This window comes from Nocardioides sp. S-1144 (assembly GCF_005954645.2).
Classification (GTDB): domain Bacteria; phylum Actinomycetota; class Actinomycetes; order Propionibacteriales; family Nocardioidaceae; genus Nocardioides; species Nocardioides dongxiaopingii.
Genome location: NZ_CP040695.2, coordinates 4,284,595 through 4,302,304, shown reverse-complemented (window position 1 = coordinate 4,302,304; position 17,710 = coordinate 4,284,595). Strand labels below are relative to the sequence as shown.

General features: G+C 73.1%; 18 protein-coding genes. 9 read left to right on the top strand and 9 right to left on the bottom strand.

Going from position 1 to position 17,710, the window contains the following annotated elements:
- Positions 1 to 52 precede the first annotated feature (52 nt).
- The 3 genes from FE634_RS20250 to FE634_RS20240 are packed head-to-tail and all read left to right on the top strand — an operon-like array spanning position 53 to position 2,507.
- Complete coding sequence (locus tag FE634_RS20250; RefSeq protein WP_137294718.1) at positions 53 to 1,429, top strand: hypothetical protein; 1,377 nt, start codon at positions 53 to 55, stop codon at positions 1,427 to 1,429.
- Positions 1,430 to 1,431: 2 nt separating this feature from the next.
- Positions 1,432 to 1,881: a hypothetical protein gene (locus tag FE634_RS20245; protein WP_138876939.1), complete on the top strand. Its 450-nt coding sequence runs from the start codon at positions 1,432 to 1,434 to the stop codon at positions 1,879 to 1,881.
- Positions 1,878 to 2,507 carry a hypothetical protein gene (locus FE634_RS20240; protein WP_138876938.1) on the top strand — a complete coding sequence of 210 codons (630 nt, stop codon included), beginning with the start codon at positions 1,878 to 1,880 and terminating at the stop codon, positions 2,505 to 2,507. The genes FE634_RS20245 and FE634_RS20240 overlap by 4 nt, the downstream gene beginning before the upstream one ends.
- A gap of 131 nt (positions 2,508 to 2,638) precedes the next feature.
- Here the strand turns inward: FE634_RS20240 and FE634_RS20235 are convergent, their stop codons facing one another.
- On the bottom strand, positions 2,639 to 4,129 hold the full coding sequence (locus tag FE634_RS20235; protein WP_138876937.1) for a lysyl oxidase family protein: 1,491 nt from the start codon (positions 4,127 to 4,129) through the stop codon (positions 2,639 to 2,641).
- Between the two features lie 149 nt (positions 4,130 to 4,278).
- On the opposite strand from FE634_RS20235, the gene FE634_RS20230 reads away from it, so the two are divergent.
- Complete coding sequence (locus FE634_RS20230; protein WP_138876936.1) at positions 4,279 to 5,607, top strand: hypothetical protein; 1,329 nt, start codon at positions 4,279 to 4,281, stop codon at positions 5,605 to 5,607.
- Here the strand turns inward: FE634_RS20230 and FE634_RS20225 are convergent.
- The 4 genes from FE634_RS20225 to FE634_RS21750 form a co-directional block, all read right to left on the bottom strand.
- Positions 5,585 to 6,676, bottom strand: coding sequence for a serine/threonine-protein kinase (locus tag FE634_RS20225; RefSeq protein ID WP_148240922.1), 1,092 nt, complete (start codon positions 6,674 to 6,676; stop codon positions 5,585 to 5,587). The genes FE634_RS20230 and FE634_RS20225 overlap by 23 nt on opposite strands.
- 57 nt (positions 6,677 to 6,733) lie before the next feature.
- Positions 6,734 to 7,654, bottom strand: coding sequence for a GNAT family N-acetyltransferase (locus tag FE634_RS20220; RefSeq protein ID WP_138876934.1), 921 nt, complete (start codon positions 7,652 to 7,654; stop codon positions 6,734 to 6,736).
- A gap of 78 nt (positions 7,655 to 7,732) precedes the next feature.
- Complete coding sequence (locus FE634_RS20215; RefSeq protein WP_137294710.1) at positions 7,733 to 8,299, bottom strand: YceI family protein; 567 nt, start codon at positions 8,297 to 8,299, stop codon at positions 7,733 to 7,735.
- Positions 8,300 to 8,457: 158 nt separating this feature from the next.
- Complete coding sequence (locus tag FE634_RS21750) at positions 8,458 to 8,583, bottom strand: hypothetical protein (protein WP_262347508.1); 126 nt, start codon at positions 8,581 to 8,583, stop codon at positions 8,458 to 8,460.
- 278 nt (positions 8,584 to 8,861) lie between these two features.
- On the opposite strand from FE634_RS21750, the gene FE634_RS20210 reads away from it, so the two are divergent.
- Genes FE634_RS20210 through FE634_RS20200 form a run of 3 tightly spaced genes read left to right on the top strand, consistent with a single transcriptional unit; the run spans position 8,862 to position 11,628 of the window.
- Positions 8,862 to 9,125: a hypothetical protein gene (locus FE634_RS20210; protein ID WP_137294709.1), complete on the top strand. Its 264-nt coding sequence runs from the start codon at positions 8,862 to 8,864 to the stop codon at positions 9,123 to 9,125.
- 44 nt (positions 9,126 to 9,169) lie between these two features.
- Positions 9,170 to 11,008, top strand: coding sequence for a glutamine--fructose-6-phosphate transaminase (isomerizing) (gene glmS / locus FE634_RS20205; RefSeq protein WP_148240921.1), 1,839 nt, complete (start codon positions 9,170 to 9,172; stop codon positions 11,006 to 11,008).
- Positions 11,009 to 11,043: 35 nt separating this feature from the next.
- On the top strand, positions 11,044 to 11,628 hold the full coding sequence (locus tag FE634_RS20200; protein WP_148240920.1) for a hypothetical protein: 585 nt from the start codon (positions 11,044 to 11,046) through the stop codon (positions 11,626 to 11,628).
- Between the two features lie 33 nt (positions 11,629 to 11,661).
- On the opposite strand, the gene FE634_RS20195 is transcribed toward FE634_RS20200, so the two are convergent.
- The 3 genes from FE634_RS20195 to FE634_RS20185 form a co-directional block, all read right to left on the bottom strand.
- The gene (locus FE634_RS20195) at positions 11,662 to 12,546 is read right to left on the bottom strand and encodes an HNH endonuclease signature motif containing protein (protein ID WP_148240919.1); all 885 of its coding nucleotides are present in this window, start codon (positions 12,544 to 12,546) and stop codon (positions 11,662 to 11,664) included.
- A 420-nt stretch (positions 12,547 to 12,966) separates the two neighbouring features.
- On the bottom strand, positions 12,967 to 13,731 hold the full coding sequence (gene ddaH, locus FE634_RS20190) for a dimethylargininase (protein WP_148240918.1): 765 nt from the start codon (positions 13,729 to 13,731) through the stop codon (positions 12,967 to 12,969).
- 25 nt (positions 13,732 to 13,756) lie between these two features.
- Entirely contained in the window at positions 13,757 to 14,131 is a 375-nt protein-coding gene (locus FE634_RS20185; protein ID WP_137294704.1) for a YccF domain-containing protein, read from the bottom strand.
- Positions 14,132 to 14,235: 104 nt separating this feature from the next.
- Here FE634_RS20185 and FE634_RS20180 point away from each other — a divergent pair, with 104 nt between their 5' ends.
- Entirely contained in the window at positions 14,236 to 16,011 is a 1,776-nt protein-coding gene (locus FE634_RS20180; protein WP_138876932.1) for a DEAD/DEAH box helicase, read from the top strand.
- A gap of 111 nt (positions 16,012 to 16,122) precedes the next feature.
- Here the strand turns inward: FE634_RS20180 and FE634_RS20175 are convergent, their stop codons facing one another.
- Positions 16,123 to 17,118 carry an NAD(P)/FAD-dependent oxidoreductase gene (locus FE634_RS20175; protein ID WP_138876931.1) on the bottom strand — a complete coding sequence of 332 codons (996 nt, stop codon included), beginning with the start codon at positions 17,116 to 17,118 and terminating at the stop codon, positions 16,123 to 16,125.
- A 57-nt stretch (positions 17,119 to 17,175) separates the two neighbouring features.
- Here FE634_RS20175 and FE634_RS20170 point away from each other — a divergent pair, with 57 nt between their 5' ends.
- On the top strand, positions 17,176 to 17,688 hold the full coding sequence (locus tag FE634_RS20170) for a helix-turn-helix domain-containing protein (RefSeq protein ID WP_138876930.1): 513 nt from the start codon (positions 17,176 to 17,178) through the stop codon (positions 17,686 to 17,688).
- Positions 17,689 to 17,710 lie beyond the last annotated feature (22 nt).

Below are 17,710 nucleotides of genomic sequence, written 5' to 3'. Positions count from 1 at the left end.
CCACCACGGTGCCGGTCGTTCTCGGTCGGCGCCCCGAGCGAGGACGTGATCCATGGGTGAGCTCGAGGTCAACTTCGAGAACCTGAACAAGATGTTCGCAGCGATGAACGAGGTCGGGGACCAGGCCTGGCACGTCAGCAGCTACTTCAGCAAGCACGTCTGCGACGCCTCCGGCTTCGGCGGCGACACCTGCTGCCTGCACATCATCGGCGACCAGCTCAAGCACATCGACGGCTGGTTCGACGACATGCGCCTGACCTTCAACGACAAGTGGTCCGAGCTCCAGGGCGCGATCGCGTGGTCCGCCCAGGAGGTCGACCGGGCCGACGGGGACATCAACGAGGCCTTCACCTACTACCGCGGTCACTACGGCGGCCCGCACTCGCCGCCGACCCCGCCGGAGGGCTACCTCGAGAACTACCACCTCGAGGACGTCCAGGCGCTGCTGGTCGACCCCGAGGAGGGCGGCGAGGAGCTGAACCACAACAACAAGTTCGACGCCGCCGCCGAGGCCTGGGAGGTCGGCCGCGACACGATCAACTGGGGCATCGACCTGCTGAACGGACTCGGTGCCGGCATCACCAGGCTCGACGAGGCCAGCCTGCGCGACTACATCGTGTTCCCGCTCTCCGGCGACTACGGCGCCATCCGCACCAACGCCAACGCGTGCGGCGTCGTGAACACCGCGATGAGCACGTGGGGCGGCTGCTTCACGCAGCTCGCGCTGAAGACGCCCCAGGCCCTGGACGGCCAGGCGTCCTACGGGCTGATCGCCCAGCTCGGCACCTACGACATCGTGATGAAGGCCGTCGGGCTGGGGGTCAGCGGCGGCACGTCGGTCTTCAACTCGATCGCGACCATGTCCGAGAAGATCGCCGTCGAGGTCGAGGACGTGCTGGTGATCCTCGGCGAGAAGATCCTCAAGCTCGCCAGCAAGGTCACCAGCCGCTTCGTCCCCGGCCTGGGGTGGGCGCTCCTGGCGCTGGACCTCCTGCGCGACGGCTTCGGGGTCGTGCAGGACATCATCGACGACATCGAGACGGTGCGGACGATCATCACCGAGTGCCAGAATCTCGTCGACGAGGTCACCAGCTGGGCCGAGGTCCAGGCGGGCCGGCTCGACAAGTTCCAGGACATCGTCGACACCGTCACCGGGCTGCCCGGCGTCACGGCCGGCGTCCCCGGGCTGAACGGGGTCGTCGCCCTGAGCGAGCAGGCCGAGGCCGCCCTCGACGACGTCGTCACCTTCGGCGAGGACACCTCCGAGGAGCTCGGCGGGCTCGAGGAGTCGCTCAACGACCTCGACAACATCGACATCCCCGACGAGGCGCAGGAGGCGCCCGACGACGACGAGGACATGCTGATGGCCCCAGGGCCGTTGGACGGCACCTACGACGACCCGTCCACGTCGACGGCGCCGGTGGTGTGACGATGGCCGAGGAGAACCAGACCCCGCCCGGCATCTTCGTGCTCGGCGAGGAGGACACCGCGGCGGAGGAGACCGACACCGGCGCCCTGCTCGACGAGGTGGTGGTCGCCGACGCCGACACGCGACTGCTCGCCGTCCTCGACCGGGTGCGAGGCACCGTCGAGCGGATCCGCGCCGACGACGCCGCCGAGGTCGCCGCCGCCGGGGGTCTCGACCCCGAGCTGGTGGGCCTGCTGGTGGCGGAGTCGAGCGCCGAGGACGCCTCCTTCGAGATCCGGTCGATCGGGGACCGGGTCGAGCGCGGCACCCTGACCTGGGAGTCGTTCTGGGCCCGCCCGCAGGCCGACCCCGGCGGACTCGAGCTGGCGGCCCGCGTGCAGCGCCGGCAGGCCGAGGCCCTGGTCGCGGACCGGGCCGCCTTCGACGAGGCCGAGGCTGCGGAGCGCCCGTGACCCGTCACCGGGTGCGCTTCCGCGGCCGGATCGCCGGCGTCGGGACGACGAGCGGGACCCGGGTGGTGGTCGGTCGCTGGGACGACAGCCCGCTCGGCTCGTTCGCCGACGCCATGGTCGAGCGTCCCGACGGACACCGGATCCTCGTCGCGCCCGACCCCGACGTCGCCCGGTTCGTGGCGGCGACCTACGAGTTCGACGAGATCCGGGTCGAGCCGTTCACCGCGATCGCCGACCCGTACGCGTGGCGGGTCCGGTCGGGGTCGCTGAGCCTCGACCTCGGCTTCGGCGCCCGCACCCTCCTGGGCGGCCTGCTCCAGGTCGTCCCGGCGCGGGTCGCGCAGGCGCCGTGGTGGTGCGCGGCCACCGACGGCGTCGCGAGGGTGGTGCTCGACGGCGTCCGCACGCGCGGCGAGACCCGTGACCGGCGCGAGTGGTACGGCGCGACCGACAACCAGCGCCTGGTGAGCGCCTCCGGCACGCTCGACGGGGTCGACCTCGGCGGCCTGGCCCCGGTGGCGCCGCCCCCGCGGTTCGGGTTCTCCTCGACCCCGGTGCAGCCGTCGGTGACCGACGTCGTCACCACGATCGAGCTCGACCGGTCCGTGCGGCTCGTCGGACCCTGAGGTCGGGCGGGCTCGCGGTCGGTGGGCGTGGTCGGCCGGGGGCTTCGGCCGGGGGCTTCGTCGGCGCTCGCTGGCGCTCGCTTGCTCAGCCTCCGGCGCTCGCCAGGGCTCGCTTGCTCAGCCTCCGGGGGTCACCACTGCTCGGCGGGCTCCACGATCATCCCGACCTGCGGGACCCGCACGGTGCGGGCTCCGGGCTTGCCGCCGATGACGACCTTGCGCAGCGAGGTGTTGTCCTGCTTCGAGGACTCCACGAGCCGGCCGCGCGGGTTGGCGATGGTGGCGATGTAGTAGGTGCCGTTGGGCAGGCCCTTGAGGTTGAAGGACTGGCCGGCGCGGAACTGGGCGTAGGTGTCGCCCCAGCCGGCGGCGAGGACCTGGCGCAGGGACAGCGAGTCGGTGTAGCCGCAGTCGGTCGCGAGGTCGGTGTTCTCGGGGTTCCAGTCGGCGTCCGGCACGGTGAGGTCGACCGCGTCGGTGTTGGCCAGGCAGAAGGCCTCCTTGCGGGAGTTGACCGCCGTCGACTGGTCCGCGCGCAGCAGCGTGTAGCGGGCGAAGTCGCGGAAGTGCCAGTGCTGGTGCGTCTCCTTGGTGTCGAACTCGAACGAGCCCACGGGCTGGTAGCCGGTCTGCTCGCCCTCGGCGTCGAAGAAGTACTGGTAGGCCTCCATCCGGTCACCGTCGGCGGGGTCGACGAACCCGTCGACGACCAGCGGGCTGTCGCCGGCGTTCCAGACGGTGGCGGCGAAGCGGAGGTAGTCGCCGTTCTCGCTCACCGAGATGCCCCACGCCGGCAGCGAGCGCAGGTTGGGTTGCGGGCCGTCGACCTCGTCGAGGAGCCGGCCGCTCGGCCCGTCGGTTCCGGCCGGGCGCAGGGCCGGCCCGCTGGCGCTGCGGTGCTCGTGCTCGCCGTGGTCGTGCTCCTTCTTCACCACGACCCGCACCGTGCGGCGCGCGTCGGCGGCACTGATGCCGAGCGCCTCGCGCCACGGCGCCCGCACCGAGGTGGTGACGGTGTAGCGGCCCCTCGGCAGCCGGACCGCGCCGCCGGACTGCTCGAGCACGGGGTTCGACCAGCCGGCCTGGATGCCCTGCACGCTGCCGAGGCTGTAGGGGTTGGAGAAGCAGTAGGCCGGGTACGGCGAGCGCGCGGCCGCGTCGGGCCGGACCCGCTGCCCGTCGCTGTTGAGACAGGCGTCCTTGGTGCGGAACATCACCGGCTCGCCGGTGCGGGCGTCGACGACCTTGACGGCCAGAAAGTCGTCGAGCCCGTTGAACGACGTCGCGGCGCCGGCGGGGAGCGCGACGTCGCCGGACGACGTCCGCACCACCGTCCGGATCGGCTCGGCGTACGAGGCGCGGCTCGACCACAGCTCGACCGGCTCGGAGCCGGCCACCAGCCGGACCGGCAGGTCGACTCGGGCGAGCTTGCGGTGACCGTAGATCGCTCCCTCGACGCGCGCGGGCGCCCACAGCGACGGGCTGGCCGACGGCTCGGCGGCGCGGGCCGGGCCGGCCTGGCCCGCCGACGGCGCGGCCGCCCCGGTGAGGCCGACGACCGCGGCGAGGGGGCTGATCAGGGCCACGCTGGTGAGGGCGGCCAGACGGCGGTGTCGGGGCACGGGCTTCTTCTCTCTGCTGGGGCGGGTCTGCTGCTCGAGAGGAAGACGCGCCGGAGGCCGGATCGGTTGCCGCGGTGACGAGGTTTCCGCGCCGGGACGCGGCGGCGGCGCGGTGCGTGGACGGGTCGGTGCTTGGGTAGGGTCGCGGCGTGATGGCGCGGGTGGTGGCAGCGACGACCGCCTCGGCGGCGGTGCTGGCCCTCCTGCTGGCCGGCACGTCGGCGCCGGCCGCCGCCGACGTCGACCTCGGCGGCTCGCCGGTGGAGGGCACCGCGAACCCCGCCGCCCCGACGCCGCTCACCGCCGGTCTGTGGTCGGACACCGTGACCGGGCCGGGCGAGAGCCCCGCCAACACCCTGCGCTTCTCCTACCAGCGCACGATGGAGTACTCCACCGTGCTCATCGGGGTCACCGGTGTCTCGGCCGAGGGCGCCGGCGACGGGCTCGGCGTCGCCGTGACCGCGCCGGACGGCACCGTCTGCGACTCCGACGAGACGTCGTACCCGACGCCGGGCACCGCGTTCGGGGTCTCGGTGACCGTCGGTCCCGACGACGTCGACGACCGCGACTCGGTCTGTGGGCGGGCCGCGACCCTCGACATCGCGGTCGACCGCGCCTCGTCCGACCTCACCTCCGACCTCCCGGTGGCGATCCGGGTCGTCGAGGAGGCACCGTCGGTCAGCGCCGTCGCCGACCTCCTCGAGCCGGCGGACGCGCCGCGCGTCGCCCTCCCGACACCCGGCCCGCCGACGACGCTGCCCGGCGTCCCGTCGTTCGACGAGGCCCCCGAGATCGGGAACGGCACCTACGCCGACGAGGTGCCCCAGGGCGAGCAACGCCTCTACCGGGTCCGGCTCGGCTGGGGCCAGGCGCTCGCCGCCCGCGTCGACGTGCCCGGCCAGACCAGCATCGAGGGCAGCTACCCGACCGTCGACCTGACCCTCTACGACCCGGTGCGCGACCCGGTCGAGGCCGCGGTCGAGGAGACCCTGAGCGACGGCACCTACGACGAGGACGGCGGCCGGCTCTTCGAGGGGACGCCGCGGGTGGGCCTCCTGAACCGGTTCGCCGGCCAGGCCGCGACCGTCCCGGGCGACTACTGGGTCGCGGTGTCGGTCTCCCCGGCCGACCCCGACAGCGAGGAGCCCGCCGTCGACGTGCCGGTCGAGCTGAGCGTCGAGGTCACCGGCGAGGAGGACGGAGCGCCGCAGTTCCCCGAGTTCCTGGCCGGACCCGGCGGCTCGGCCGCCCCCGACGGCTACAGCCTGGCCACGCCGTACCTCGTCGGCGCCGGCGTGTTCTCCGCCGACGTCTCCGGCACGCCGAGCGGCGCCGACGCGACCGACGAGGCGGCCTCCGGCGACGACGCCCGACGCACGGCGGGCCTGGCGGTGGGCGGCGCGAGCCTGCTGTGCTGCGCGGCGGGCGTCGTCCTGCTGACGCGGCGGCGCCGCGTCAGCCGAGCAGCAGCCAGGTAGCCACGACCAGGCCGACGAGGCCGATCAGCACGAGCGCGACGCCGGGCACCACCGAGGGGCGCCTCGGTGCGGCCGGGTGCAGGCCGGCGCCGAAGGCCACGGTCGACTCGCGCCCGAGCACGGCGGTGCCGCCGTCCCGGTGGGTCGGCGCCGCGGACGGGGGCGGGCCGAGCGTCGGCGGCGCGGGGGCGCGGGTGGCCGGCAGGCCGACGGTCGCCGCCTCGAACCGGTCGGGCACCACGACGTCTTCGCCGGGCGACGGCGGCAGCGCGAGCAGCCCCGTCGCCGCGAGGGCGGCGCGCATCGTCGAGGCGTCGGGCGGCCGGAGCGCGGGGTCGGCCCGGGTGGCCGCCCCGATCACCGCCAGGAGCCGGTCGCGGGCGACGTCGCCGGAGGGCACCGGGTCGTCGTCCGGGGCGTCGGAGGGGCCGTCGGCGGCCATGGGTCGCTCGCCGGTGAGCATCTCCAGGGCCACCCGGCCCACGGCGTACAGGTCGGCGCGGGGGTCGGGATCGGCGCCGCGCCACTGCTCGGGCGGCATGTAGCCGGGCGTGCCGATCGCCATCGAGGCCCGCGTCATCCGGGGCTCGTCGACGGGGGCGGCGATGCCGAAGTCGGTGAGCCGCAGGTGCGGGCCCGACGCGCCGGGGGCCGGGAACGGGTCGAGCAGCAGGTTGCCGGGCTTGACGTCGCGGTGGACGATCCCGGCGCCGTGCACGGCCTCGAGGGCTTGGAGCACCTGGTCGGTCAGCACCGCCACCCAGCGCACCGGGAGCGCACCACGCTCGCGCAGCAGGTCGGCGACCGAGCCGCCGTGGACCAGGGGCATCGTGAAGAGCACCCGGTCGTCGACGCCGGCCCACGACATCGGCGTCACGACGTGGGTGTGGTCGATGCGCATGGACTGCTCGCGCACGAACCGCAGCAGCGACGCGGCGTCCGACTGGCGCAGGATCTTGGCCGCCTTCACCCGCCCGTCGGTGCGGTCGAGCACGCGCCAGATCGTGCCCATGCCGCCGTTCGCGACCGGGTCGAGCAGCTCGTAGCGCCCCGCGAAGACCTCACCCATGCCGTCGAGGGTAGTCACGGCGCCGCGCCACCCCGGCGCCGTCTCCACGGCGCACCGTCAGCGCGCCAGGTCGAGCACCCGGTTGACCCAGGTCGACTCGACGACCATGCCGACCTTCTCGTACAGGCCGCGCGCCCCGGCGCGGGTGTCGGTCGACAGCCGGGACGCCGCGGCGCCGTGCTCGCGGGCGGCGGCGAAGGCATCGGCCAGCAGTGCTGTGGCGAGCCCGAGGCCGCGCCGGTCGGGTCGGACGGCGAGCTTGTGGACGTAGCCGTCGCCGTCGGTGATCGTGGTGAACGTCGCGCCGACCACCTCGCCACCCGGGCCTTCCTGGGCCACGACGCGGAGGTTCCAGGGCTCGAAGCCCGGCCGCCCCCAGGTCGTGGAGCCGAACTCCTCGAAGGTCCGGCGCTCGCGGTCGGACCACTCGAGGAACGCGTCCTCGAGCAGCGTCCAGCACGCCTCGCGGTCGGCGTCGGCCGCGGGGCGGAGCGTGTAGCCGGCGGGGAGCGGTCGCGCCGCGACCTCGGCGCCGGCGGGGAGCTCGAGGTCCCAGGCGGTGAACCGGGTCTGGTAGCCGCGGGCCTCGAGCAGGCGGTCGGCGGGGGAGCCGGCGAGCACCTGCCCCGACAGCACCGGGTGACCGGCGGCGCGGGCGGCGTCCTCGGTCCACCGCGCGAGCCAGCGACCGATCCCGCGGCCCTGCTCGTCGGGGTGGACGCCGGCGAAGGCGTGCCCGTCGTCGACCTCGCCGTAGCCGACGAGCACGCCGTCGCGCTCGACCCCGGTCGTGGACGCCGCGAGGTCGCGGTCGGGGCGCTGCCACTCGCCGACGACGTCGTCGAGGGAGACCGTCGTGCGACCGAGGTCGCGCTGCTCCTCCGTGGCGATCAGCGCCTGCACGGCGGCGGCGTCGTCGAGGGTGAGGGGGCGCGAGGTCAGCCCGGCGGGGAGCGGAGGTTCGGTCGGTGCGGTCACCGCTGAATTCGACCAGGTGCGCGCGAGGGGCGCGACCGCATTGCGGTCGCGCCCCTCGGTGCCGGTGGGCGTGCGGGCTCAGGCCTGCTTGATGGCCGAGATGTCGAACTCGAGCTTGATCTTCTCCGAGACCAGGACGCCGCCGGTCTCGAGGGCGGCGTTGAAGTTGAGGTTCCAGTCGCTGCGCTTGACGGTGACCTCGCCCTCGAAGCCCACGCGGGTGTTGCCGAAGGGGTCCTGCGAGGAGCCGACCTCGTCGAAGTCGATGGTGACCGAGTGGGTGGTGCCCTTGATGGTGAGGTCGCCGGTGATGGCCCAGGTGGAGCCGTCGCGGGCCACGTCGGTGGAGGAGAACGTGATCTGCGGGTTCTCCTCGGCGCCGAAGAAGTCGTTGCTCTGGAGGTGGCCGTCGCGGTCGGGGCTGCCGGTGGAGACGCTGGCGGCGGTGATGGTGAGGTCGACCTTCGACGCGGCGGGGTTCTCGGCGTCGACGTGCGCGGTGCCGCTGAACTCGTGGAACTGGCCGCGGACCTTGGTGACCATGGCGTGGCGGGCGACGAAGCCCAGCCGCGAGTGGGAGGGGTCGATGGCGTAGTCGCCGGTGATCGACTCGAGGATCGTGGTGCTGGCGTCGAACTCGCTCATGGGAATCTCCTGCTGAAAGGGTGTGGTTGATCAGTCAATCATCCGTAACGGACCGTGGTCCGGTTATGTTCCCGATCGCCAGGAAAAATGACGACCGGCAGTCGCGGCCCCTCTGGGGCGGCGACTGCCGGTGTGCTGTGGGTGGGTGCGAGACGCTCTCAGGCCGCGTGCGCCGCGGTGACAACGCTCGGGTCGATCCACACCGCTTCCATCCGCGTGCGTCCGCGCTCGTCGGTCACCGGGATCCAGCGCATCTCGAGCTGAGACTGTCGGCTGTCGTTCATGGGACACCTCCTGTTCACCTTCTGTTCACCCAAGGTACCCGACCCCCACCCAGGGGGCAACTCACCCCTGGGAGTGGTCGTCGTCCTCCACCTGGGTGGGTCGGCGGCGGCCCAGATCGGGCTCCGCGCCCCACCGGCCGCTGTGGCCGGCGGTCCGGCCGCCTGGCGTCGGAGCGGGACCGGCCGCTGTGGGACGTCCGGCGGGTGGATTTGGCACTTCCTGCCCGATATCGGGCAGGAAGTTGCGGCAGCGCACGTCGCGGGAGCACGATCGTCCCGTGTCCGTCGATCCCACGCTCGTGGCCCACGTCGCGGCGACCGCGGGACTGAGTGCGACCGAGGCAGCGCGGGTGATCGAGGACGTCCTGGCCTTCCACGCCGAACCGGTGGAGGCCTACGTCGTGCGCCGGCACGCCGAGCTCAAGACCTTCGGCGCCAGGAACCCCGAGATCTTCGCCCGCATCGCCGGCGAGCTGGGCGACCGCGTCGTCGCGGCGCCCCGGCTGACCGAGCGGCAGCTGCGCCGCCTGGTCTACGGCTGAGCCGGACCCGGACACCGACCACCCCCCAACAGGAAGGCACCACCATGTGCGGCATCGTCGGCTACATCGGCACCCAGCAGGCAGCCCCGCTGCTGCTCGAGGGGCTCACCCGTCTCGAGCACCGCGGCTACGACTCCGCGGGGATCGCGGTGGTCGGCGGCGGCACCGCCGGTGCGCTCCGGATCGCGAAGAAGGCCGGTCGGGTCCGCGGCCTGCAGGCCGACCTCCCGAAGCGGTTCACCGGCAAGGTGGGCATCGGCCACACCCGGTGGGCCACGCACGGGCCCGCGAACGACGTCAACGCCCACCCGCACACGAACGCGACCCACGACGTCGCCGTGGTCCACAACGGCATCATCGACAACGCCGCCGCGCTGCGGCACCGGCTGGCTGACGAGGGCGTCGAGCTGGTCTCCGACACCGACACCGAGGTGCTCGCGCACCTCGTGGGCCTGTCGACGGCCGACACGCTCGAGCGCCGGGTCAGCGAGGCGCTCGCGCTCGTCGAGGGCACCTACGGCCTGGCCGTCGTGCACGCCGACTTTCCCGACCGGATCGTGGTGGCCCGCAACGGCAGCCCGCTGATCATCGGCGTCGGCGAGAAGGAGATGCACGTCGCCTCCGACCTCGCGGCGCTGGTCCGCTACACCACCACCGTGGCCCACCTCGAGGACGGCGAGATCGCGACCCTCACGGCGACCGGGTTCACGACGTACCGAACCGACCTGAGCCACACCTCGCGTCCCGCGACCACCCTCGACCTGGACCTGACCGCCTACGACCCGGTCGGCGACGGCGCCGAGGGCGGGCACATGCACCGCGAGATGCTCGACCAGCCGGCCGCGGCGGAGCGGGTGCTGCGCGGACGCCTCGACGAGCGGTTCGGCACCGCCCACCTCGGGGGCCTCAACATGGACGCCCGCGAGACCCGGGCGATCCGCCGCGTGAAGATCCTGGGGTGCGGCTCGGCCTACTACGTCGGGCAGATGGGCGCCTCGCTGGTCGAGGAGCTGGCTCGGATCCCCGCGGACGCCGAGGCCGCCAGCGAGTTCCGCTACCGCGACCCGGTGATCGAGCCGGACACGCTCTACGTCGCCGTCAGCCAGTCCGGCGAGACGATCGACACCCTGCTCGCGGTCGAGGAGATCCGGCGCAAGGGCGGCCGCGTGATCGGCCTGGTCAACGTCGTCGGCAGCGCGATCGCGCGGGCGTGCGACGGCGGCATCTACCTGCACGCCGGGCCGGAGGTCGCGGTCGCCTCGACCAAGGCACTGACCACCATGTTCCTCGGCTTCTCCCTGCTCGCGCTCCAGCTCGGTCGCACCCGCGACCTGTCGATCGCCGACGGCAAGCGGCTGATCGCCGGCCTCCAGGCCCTTCCGGCGCAGATCGAGGAGGTGCTGAAGAGCGAGGACCAGCTGGCGCTCGTCGCCGCCCGGCTGGCCGAGGCGGAGTCCCTCTTCTTCATCGGGCGGGTGCGCGGGTTCCCGGTGGCCCGCGAGGGAGCGCAGAAGTTCAAGGAGATCACCTACCGCCACGCCGAGGCCTACCAGACCTCCGAGCTCAAGCACGGCCCGCTCGCGCTCATCTCCCCGGTCGTCCCGACCGTGGCGATCGTCCCGGACGACGAGCTCGCCGACCGCAACGTCGCCGCCCTGCACGAGATCTCGGCCCGCGGCGGCCCGCTCGTCGTGGTCACCCACCCCGACGTCGACCTCGGCGACGTGCGGTGCGAGCGGATCGACGTCCCCCGGTCCGAGCGCGAGCTCGACCCGATCCTGATGACGATCCCGCTGCAGGTACTGGCCTTCCACGCCGCCACGACGCTCGGCCTCGACGTCGACAAGCCGCGCAACCTGGCGAAGTCGGTCACCGTCGAGTAGCGGACTCCCACGCCGTGGTCGGGCACGATGCGGGCATGAGCACCTGGACCATGGAGTGGGGCGACGGGTTCGAGCGCGACGACCCACCGCTGCCGCCGAGCGCCTGGGAGCCCCGACCCGTCGCCGCCGGCTCGGTCCTCGCCGTCCGCGCCGTCATCCACGGGTTCCACGGTCTCCCGGAGGAGCCCCTCCTCGTCGCCTGGGACGACCGGCGGGCGACGGTGCGACTCGCCACCGGCGAGCTGCGGTGGTACCAGGACGGACGTCGTCAGGCCTACCGCGTGGGAGACGAGATCGTGGTTGAGGAGGGCGCCGTCCGGGTCTACCCGCGCGGGAACCGCTACATGGACGCACTCGTCGTGCGCTCCCTGGAGGACCTGGTCGAGACGGTGAACGCCGACGAGGTCACCTCGATCGACGAGGACGGCACGATCCACATCCGTGGCGAGCACGACGACAGTCGCGGAGAGGTCGTCCGCACGCCGGACACCGGGATCATCCTCCGCGCCTCCGGCGTGGTGGGCACCTCGCCCTGGCACCTCTCCGTGCTGGCGACCCGACTGCTCGAGGGAGACCACGGGCTGCTCGAGCCGGCCGACGTGACGCCACCGCGCGTCTGAGTCCGGCGCGGACCGACCAATCCTTGGGAGCGGTTACGTCCGCATCGGGTGGGTGTCTCCGGTGGCGTGGGTCTGGTGGTGGTGGAAGGGGCAGAGCAGGACGGCGTCGTGGGTGTCGGTGGTGCCGCCCTGGGACCAGGGGACGCCGTGGTGGGTGTGGCAGTAGGCGGCGGGTGTGGTGCAGGTCGGGTGCTGGCAGTGCTGCTGCTCGAGGGTGATGGCGAGGCGCTGCGCGGGGGTGTGGAAGCGGCGCTTGCGGCCGAGGTCGAGGACGTGGCCGGCGCCGTCGAGGACGGCGGGGATGATCCCGGCTTCGCAGGCCATCCGGCGGGCCTGGTCGGGTGCGAGCGCGAGACCGGTGTCGAGGTGGGCGGCTGCGAGTCCTCCGTTGAGGCTCTCGAGGGTCATCGTGACCACCACGGTGGCGTTGACCCCGCCCATGGCGGGGAGCTGGTCGGTGGGGTAGCGCTCGACGTACTCGCCGAACGCCTGCCCGAGGCGCTCGGCCGTGGGTCGCTCGTGGTCGTAGGAGCCGGCGCCGTGCTCGGCACGCACGTGCTTGGGAGCCACGATCGCCGTGAGTGCTTTGCGCAGCATCGAGGCCTGGGCGGAGGGCAGGGTGAAGCGGCCGTGGGCGAGTTCCTCGCCGTCGTCCCACATCGTCAACGCAGTGCGCTTGCGGGCTCGGGCTTCCTCGGCCTCCAGCAGTCGGGCCTCGTGCTCGTCGGCCTTGTCGGGGTCGAGGGTCTCCAGGATTCGCCGGCCCAGGGTCTTGAGGTCGTGGGCGTCGCGGTGGCCGGCCTCTCCGACCAGGTGAACCTCGGCCTTCGAACTCAGGTGAGCGTGCTGACCGTCGAGGTCCCCGACCGCAGCGGCAATGACCTTGGCCTGCTCGCCGTGCACACGACCGGACGCCATCGCCACCCGCGGTTTCGTGGGCGGTCAGGTCGCCCGCCAGCCGAGCCTTGCGCGCGGCCTCCGCGCCCGTGACGCGGGTGGTCCGCGCGAGCCACACCGCGAGCGACCTTGCCCCGATCGAGCCCGGCAGGTCGAGAACCCCGGCGTGGCCCACGACGCGGGCCTCGAGCTCCTGGACCCCGGCGACCAGCCCGGCCAGCCGCGGCACCAGGTCAGCCGTGGCGGCGGCGTCGAGCGACCAGGTCGGGGCTTCCACGAGGGCCGCGAGCTCGGCCTCGAGCAGCGCGACGAACCGGGCGACGGGGTGCCCGTCGTGGCGGTCGCCGGGGTGCTTGCTCATGGCCCGATTCTACGCGTCACCACCGACAAACGACACTGTGTTCGAACGCCTGTGGACAACTGTGGTGGCGAGTGCCGCGCTCAGCCCCGCAACCGCACCGACAGGCAGGTCACGCACCCCTCGAGCTTCTCGAACTCCGTCATGTCCACCGCGACGACGCGGAGGCCGCGTGCCTCGTAGAGCGAGCGGGTCTCGGGCGCGCTGGTCGACATCAGCACGGTGTCGGCGTCGAGCAGGACGACGTGCGCGCCCGGCTCCTCGGGCACGGCGAGGAACGGCGACCACACGGTCGGGTCGTCGACGAGCTCCTCGAACCCGACGACGGTGCCGTCGGGCAGGGCCGTGACGGCGGACTTCAGGTGCAGCACCTTGGTCAGGGGGACGCCGACCACCCGCGCGCCGAGCGGTGCCAGGTGGGCGGCCAGCTGGTCGAGCCCGGCGCGGTCGGTGCGCCCGCCCAGCCCGACCCACACGACCCCGTCGTGCTTGAGGACGTCGCCGCCGTCGAGGGTGCCGGGCGCCTCGATGTGCGCGACCCGGTAGCCGAGCCCGCGCAGGGTCTCCTCGGTCCCGGTGGTCTCCGGCTTCCGCTCGTCGGCGCCCGGCCGCGCGACCACCGCGAGGTCGCCGTAGACGACGACGGTGTCCTCGACGAAGACCGAGTCGGGGCAGTCGGGCGCCGGCGGCACCTCGATGGTCTCCCACCCCTCGGCCTGCAGCGCGGCGACGTAGCCGTCCCACTGGCGCAGCGCCAGGTCCACGTCGACCGGAACCCGTTCGAGGTGGGTGAGCAGCCCCTCGGCCAGGCGCGGGCTGGGACGACGGACGAGGGCGCGGCGGTTCATCCCGCGATCCTCGCACCCGCCTGGCTCAGCGTGCCGGCACGATCTCCCGGCCCAGCGGCAGCAGCGAGACGGGGATCATCTTGAAGCTGGCGATGCCCAGCGGGATCCCGATGATCGTCAGGCACATCGCGATGCCGGAGAAGGCGTGACCCAGGGCCAGCCACCAGCCGGCGACGACGAGCCAGACCACGTTCCCGACGGCCGACGGTGCGCCGGCGTCGGAGCGGGTCACGACGTCGCGGCCGAAGGGCCACAGCGCGTAGCCCGCGATCCGGAACGACGCGATCCCGAAGGGGATGGTGACGACCAGGAGGCAGCAGACGACGCCGGCGACGGCGTACCCGACCGCCATCCAGAAGCCGCACAGCACCAGCCAGACGATGTTGAGGACGGTGCTCATCCCGCGAGTCTGGCACCCGCGCGGTCGGGGGCGAGCCAGCCAGTGACCCAGGCCACCGCGCCGCGAAATCGGGTGGTACAAGCCACACCCACTACCGTTGACGGATGAGCACAGAAGAGACCGCAGAGCCGGCCATCACCTTCGCCGACCTCGGTCTCGGCGACGCCGTCCTCAAGAGCATCGCCGCCGTCGGCTACGAGAGCCCCTCGGCGATCCAGGCCCAGACCATCCCGCCGCTGCTCGAGGGCCGCGACCTCGTCGGCCTCGCGCAGACCGGCACCGGCAAGACCGCGGCGTTCGCGCTGCCGATCCTCGACCGCCTCGACATCCGCCAGAAGAGCCCGCAGGCGCTGGTCCTGGCGCCCACCCGCGAGCTCGCGCTCCAGGTGTGCGAGGCGTTCCAGAAGTACGCCGCCGGCACCAAGGGCGTGCACGTGCTGCCCGTCTACGGTGGCCAGGCCTACGGCATCCAGCTGAGCGCGCTGCGCCGCGGCGTCCACATCGTCGTCGGCACCCCGGGCCGGATCATGGACCACCTCGAGAAGGGCACCCTCGACCTCTCCGAGCTGAAGTTCCTCGTGCTCGACGAGGCCGACGAGATGCTCAACATGGGGTTCGCCGAGGACGTCGAGACGATCCTCGCCGACACCCCCGACGACAAGCAGGTCGCGCTGTTCAGCGCCACCATGCCGGCGCAGATCCGCCGCCTGTCGAAGAAGTACCTCAACAACCCGACCGAGATCTCGGTCAAGGGCAAGACGGCCACCGCCGCCAACATCACCCAGCGCTACCTGATCTGCAGCTACCCGCAGAAGGTCGACGCCCTCACGCGCATCCTCGAGGTCGAGAACTTCGAGGGGATGATCGTCTTCGTCCGCACCAAGAGCGAGACCGAGCTGCTCGCCGAGAAGCTGCGGGCCCGCGGGTTCTCCGCGATGGCGATCAACGGCGACGTCGCCCAGGTGCAGCGCGAGCGCACGGTCAACCAGCTGAAGTCGGGCAAGCTCGACATCCTCGTCGCCACCGACGTCGCCGCCCGCGGCCTCGACGTCGAGCGGATCAGCCACGTCGTCAACTACGACATCCCCACCGACACCGAGTCCTACGTGCACCGGATCGGCCGCACCGGCCGCGCCGGCCGCTCGGGCGACGCGATCTCCTTCGTCACCCCGCGCGAGCGCTACCTCCTCAAGCACATCGAGAAGGCGACCCGCCAGCCGCTCGCCGAGATGACGCTGCCCTCGGTCGAGGACGTCAACGTCACCCGGCTGGCCCGCTTCGACGACGCCATCACCGCCGCGCTCGGGCAGACCGCGCGCGTCGAGAAGTTCCGCGACGTCATCGCCCACTACGTCCGCAACCACGACGTGCCCGAGGTCGACGTCGCCGCGGCGCTCGCCGTGGTGGCGCAGGGCGACACCCCGCTCCTGCTCGACCCCGCCGACGAGCGCCCCGCGCGCCGCTTCGACGACCGTCCCGAGCGCTCGGCCGGCTCCGGCGCGCGGAGCGACCGTCCCGAGCGCGGCGGCCGTCCGAGCCGCTCCGGCCAGGCGATGAAGAACTACAAGATCCAGGTGGGCAAGCGCCACAAGGTCGAGCCGCGCCAGATCGTGGGCGCGATCGCCAACGAGGGCGGGCTCTCGCGCGGTGACTTCGGCAGCATCAAGATCATGCCGGACTTCTCGATCGTCGAGCTGCCGGCCGACCTGTCGCCGGAGACCTGGAAGAAGCTCGAGAGCACCCGCATCAGCGGCAAGCTGATCGAGCTCACCGAGGACCGCGGCCCGAGCCGCTCCCCGCGCACGTCGTCGCACGACGCCGAGCGCCCGGAGGCCTCGTCGTCGTACAAGAAGCCGCGGCACAAGAAGTCGTCCGACTGACGCTCCGCCCGGCGTTGCGCCCGGCGTCGCGCCCGGCCGGGTAACTCACCGTTCGATGCACTTACCCGCCCGAATTCGGGCGGGTAAGTGCGGGTAACGGTGAGTTACCCCTCACGCCGGCACGAGGACCCCGGCGTCGCGCGCGATCAGCTCGCCGACGCACGCGACAGCGGCCAGCTGGCCGGCCGCGGCCGAGCCCAGCACCGAGCTCATCGGCATCGGGAGGGTGGCGAGGTGGGCGAGGTCGCCCGCGGCGAAGACGCCCGGCAGCGACGTGCGACCCATCTCGTCGACCTCGACGCAGCCGGAGCCGAGCAGGGTGAGGCCGAGGTCGGCCGCGAACGGCGCCGACTGCTCGAACGCCGTCGCGACCAGGACGCCGCCGACCTCGACGTCGGACCCGGAGCCGAACGAGACCCGGGCGCCCAGCGAGGAGCGGCAGAAGCCGCTGACCGGCTCGGTGCGCACCGCGGCGCCGAGCCCGGCGAGCTGGGCGGCGTTCTCCGCGTCGAGGTCGCCGCCGTCGGTGAGGACGACGAGCTCGGAGGCGATCGGCGCCAGCATCGCGGCGACGCGCCCGACGTGCGCGTGCGAGCCGAGGACGGCGACCGGGCGGCCGGCGTACTCGTGGCCGTGGCAGAAGGGGCAGTGCGCGGCCACCGTGCCGAAGAGCTCCTCCAGGCCCGGCTTGTCGGGCAGCGTGTCGCGGACGCCGGTGGCCAGGACCACCAGCCGGGTCGCGACGTTGCCCGCGTCGGTGCCGACGAGGAAGCCGTCGCCGTCCGGCACGACGGAGGTGGCGGCGAGGTCGCGGACCTCGACGGTGTCGTACGTCGCCAGCTCGGCCCGGCCGAGGGCACGGAACTCGGCCGGCGGCCGGCCGTCGTGGGTGAGGAAGTTGTGCATCAGGTCGGCGGGGTCGTTGCGGTAGCCGCCGGCGTCGAGCACGAGGACGCGGCGGTGCATCCGGCCCAGGGTGAGTGCGGCCTGGAGGCCGGCGGGACCGCCGCCGACGACCACGACGTCGTGTCGCGCGGGGTGGTCGGTCGTGGCGCCCGGGCCGGTGGTCGGGCGGGTGCTGGCGGGGGTGGTCGTGGGGGTGCTCATCGTGCGTCCTCTCGGTCGGAACTTGTCTCCACGACGAGGATGTGACTTCATGTTGACATGAAGTCAAGTGAGTGGTCGATCGGTGAGCTGGCGAGCCGTTTCGGGCTGGCGACCCACGTCCTGCGGCACTGGGAGGACGTCGGCCTGCTCCGGCCCGCGCGCGACGGCGCGGGCCGCCGCCGCTTCGGCCAGGACGAGGTGGTCCGCGTCGCCGTCATCCTCCGGAGCAAGGCCGCCGGGATGACGCTGGAGCAGATCGAGGTGATGCTCGACTCCGACGCCCCGCAGCGCCACGCCGTCCTCGAGGCGCACGTCGCCGACCTCGACCGGCGGATGGAGGAGATGCAGCACTCCCGCGAGATGACGCTCCACGCGCTGCGCTGCCGGGCCCACGACGTCGCCAACTGCCCGCGGTTCAAGGAGCACGTCTCCGACCTGCTCGTCGGCAACCCGGCGCGGGTCGACTGGAAGCACGGCCCGGCACACCGGGGGCACGCGGACGGGCACGCGGGCGGGCACGCCGGCGCACACGCCGACGCACACGCCGGTGGGCCCACCGACGGGGGATAGCCCTCTACCGGTGCCGGGCGGG

Bases quoted from the DNA above. Each gene is read 5' to 3' on its own strand.
- FE634_RS20250 (WP_137294718.1), top strand. From the start codon at position 53: ATGGGTGAGCTCGAGGTCAACTTCGAGAACCTGAACAAGATGTTCGCA.
- FE634_RS20245 (WP_138876939.1), top strand. From the start codon at position 1,432: ATGGCCGAGGAGAACCAGACCCCGCCCGGCATCTTCGTGCTCGGCGAG.
- FE634_RS20225 (WP_148240922.1), bottom strand. From the start codon at position 6,676: ATGGGTGAGGTCTTCGCGGGGCGCTACGAGCTGCTCGACCCGGTCGCG.
- FE634_RS20215 (WP_137294710.1), bottom strand. From the start codon at position 8,299: ATGAGCGAGTTCGACGCCAGCACCACGATCCTCGAGTCGATCACCGGC.
- FE634_RS21750 (WP_262347508.1), bottom strand. From the start codon at position 8,583: ATGAACGACAGCCGACAGTCTCAGCTCGAGATGCGCTGGATCCCGGTG.
- glmS (WP_148240921.1), top strand. From the start codon at position 9,170: ATGTGCGGCATCGTCGGCTACATCGGCACCCAGCAGGCAGCCCCGCTG.
- FE634_RS20200 (WP_148240920.1), top strand. From the start codon at position 11,044: ATGAGCACCTGGACCATGGAGTGGGGCGACGGGTTCGAGCGCGACGAC.
- FE634_RS20195 (WP_148240919.1), bottom strand. From the start codon at position 12,546: ATGGCGTCCGGTCGTGTGCACGGCGAGCAGGCCAAGGTCATTGCCGCT.
- ddaH (WP_148240918.1), bottom strand. From the start codon at position 13,731: ATGAACCGCCGCGCCCTCGTCCGTCGTCCCAGCCCGCGCCTGGCCGAG.
- FE634_RS20185 (WP_137294704.1), bottom strand. From the start codon at position 14,131: ATGAGCACCGTCCTCAACATCGTCTGGCTGGTGCTGTGCGGCTTCTGG.
- FE634_RS20180 (WP_138876932.1), top strand. From the start codon at position 14,236: ATGAGCACAGAAGAGACCGCAGAGCCGGCCATCACCTTCGCCGACCTC.
- FE634_RS20175 (WP_138876931.1), bottom strand. From the start codon at position 17,118: ATGAGCACCCCCACGACCACCCCCGCCAGCACCCGCCCGACCACCGGC.
- FE634_RS20170 (WP_138876930.1), top strand. From the start codon at position 17,176: ATGAAGTCAAGTGAGTGGTCGATCGGTGAGCTGGCGAGCCGTTTCGGG.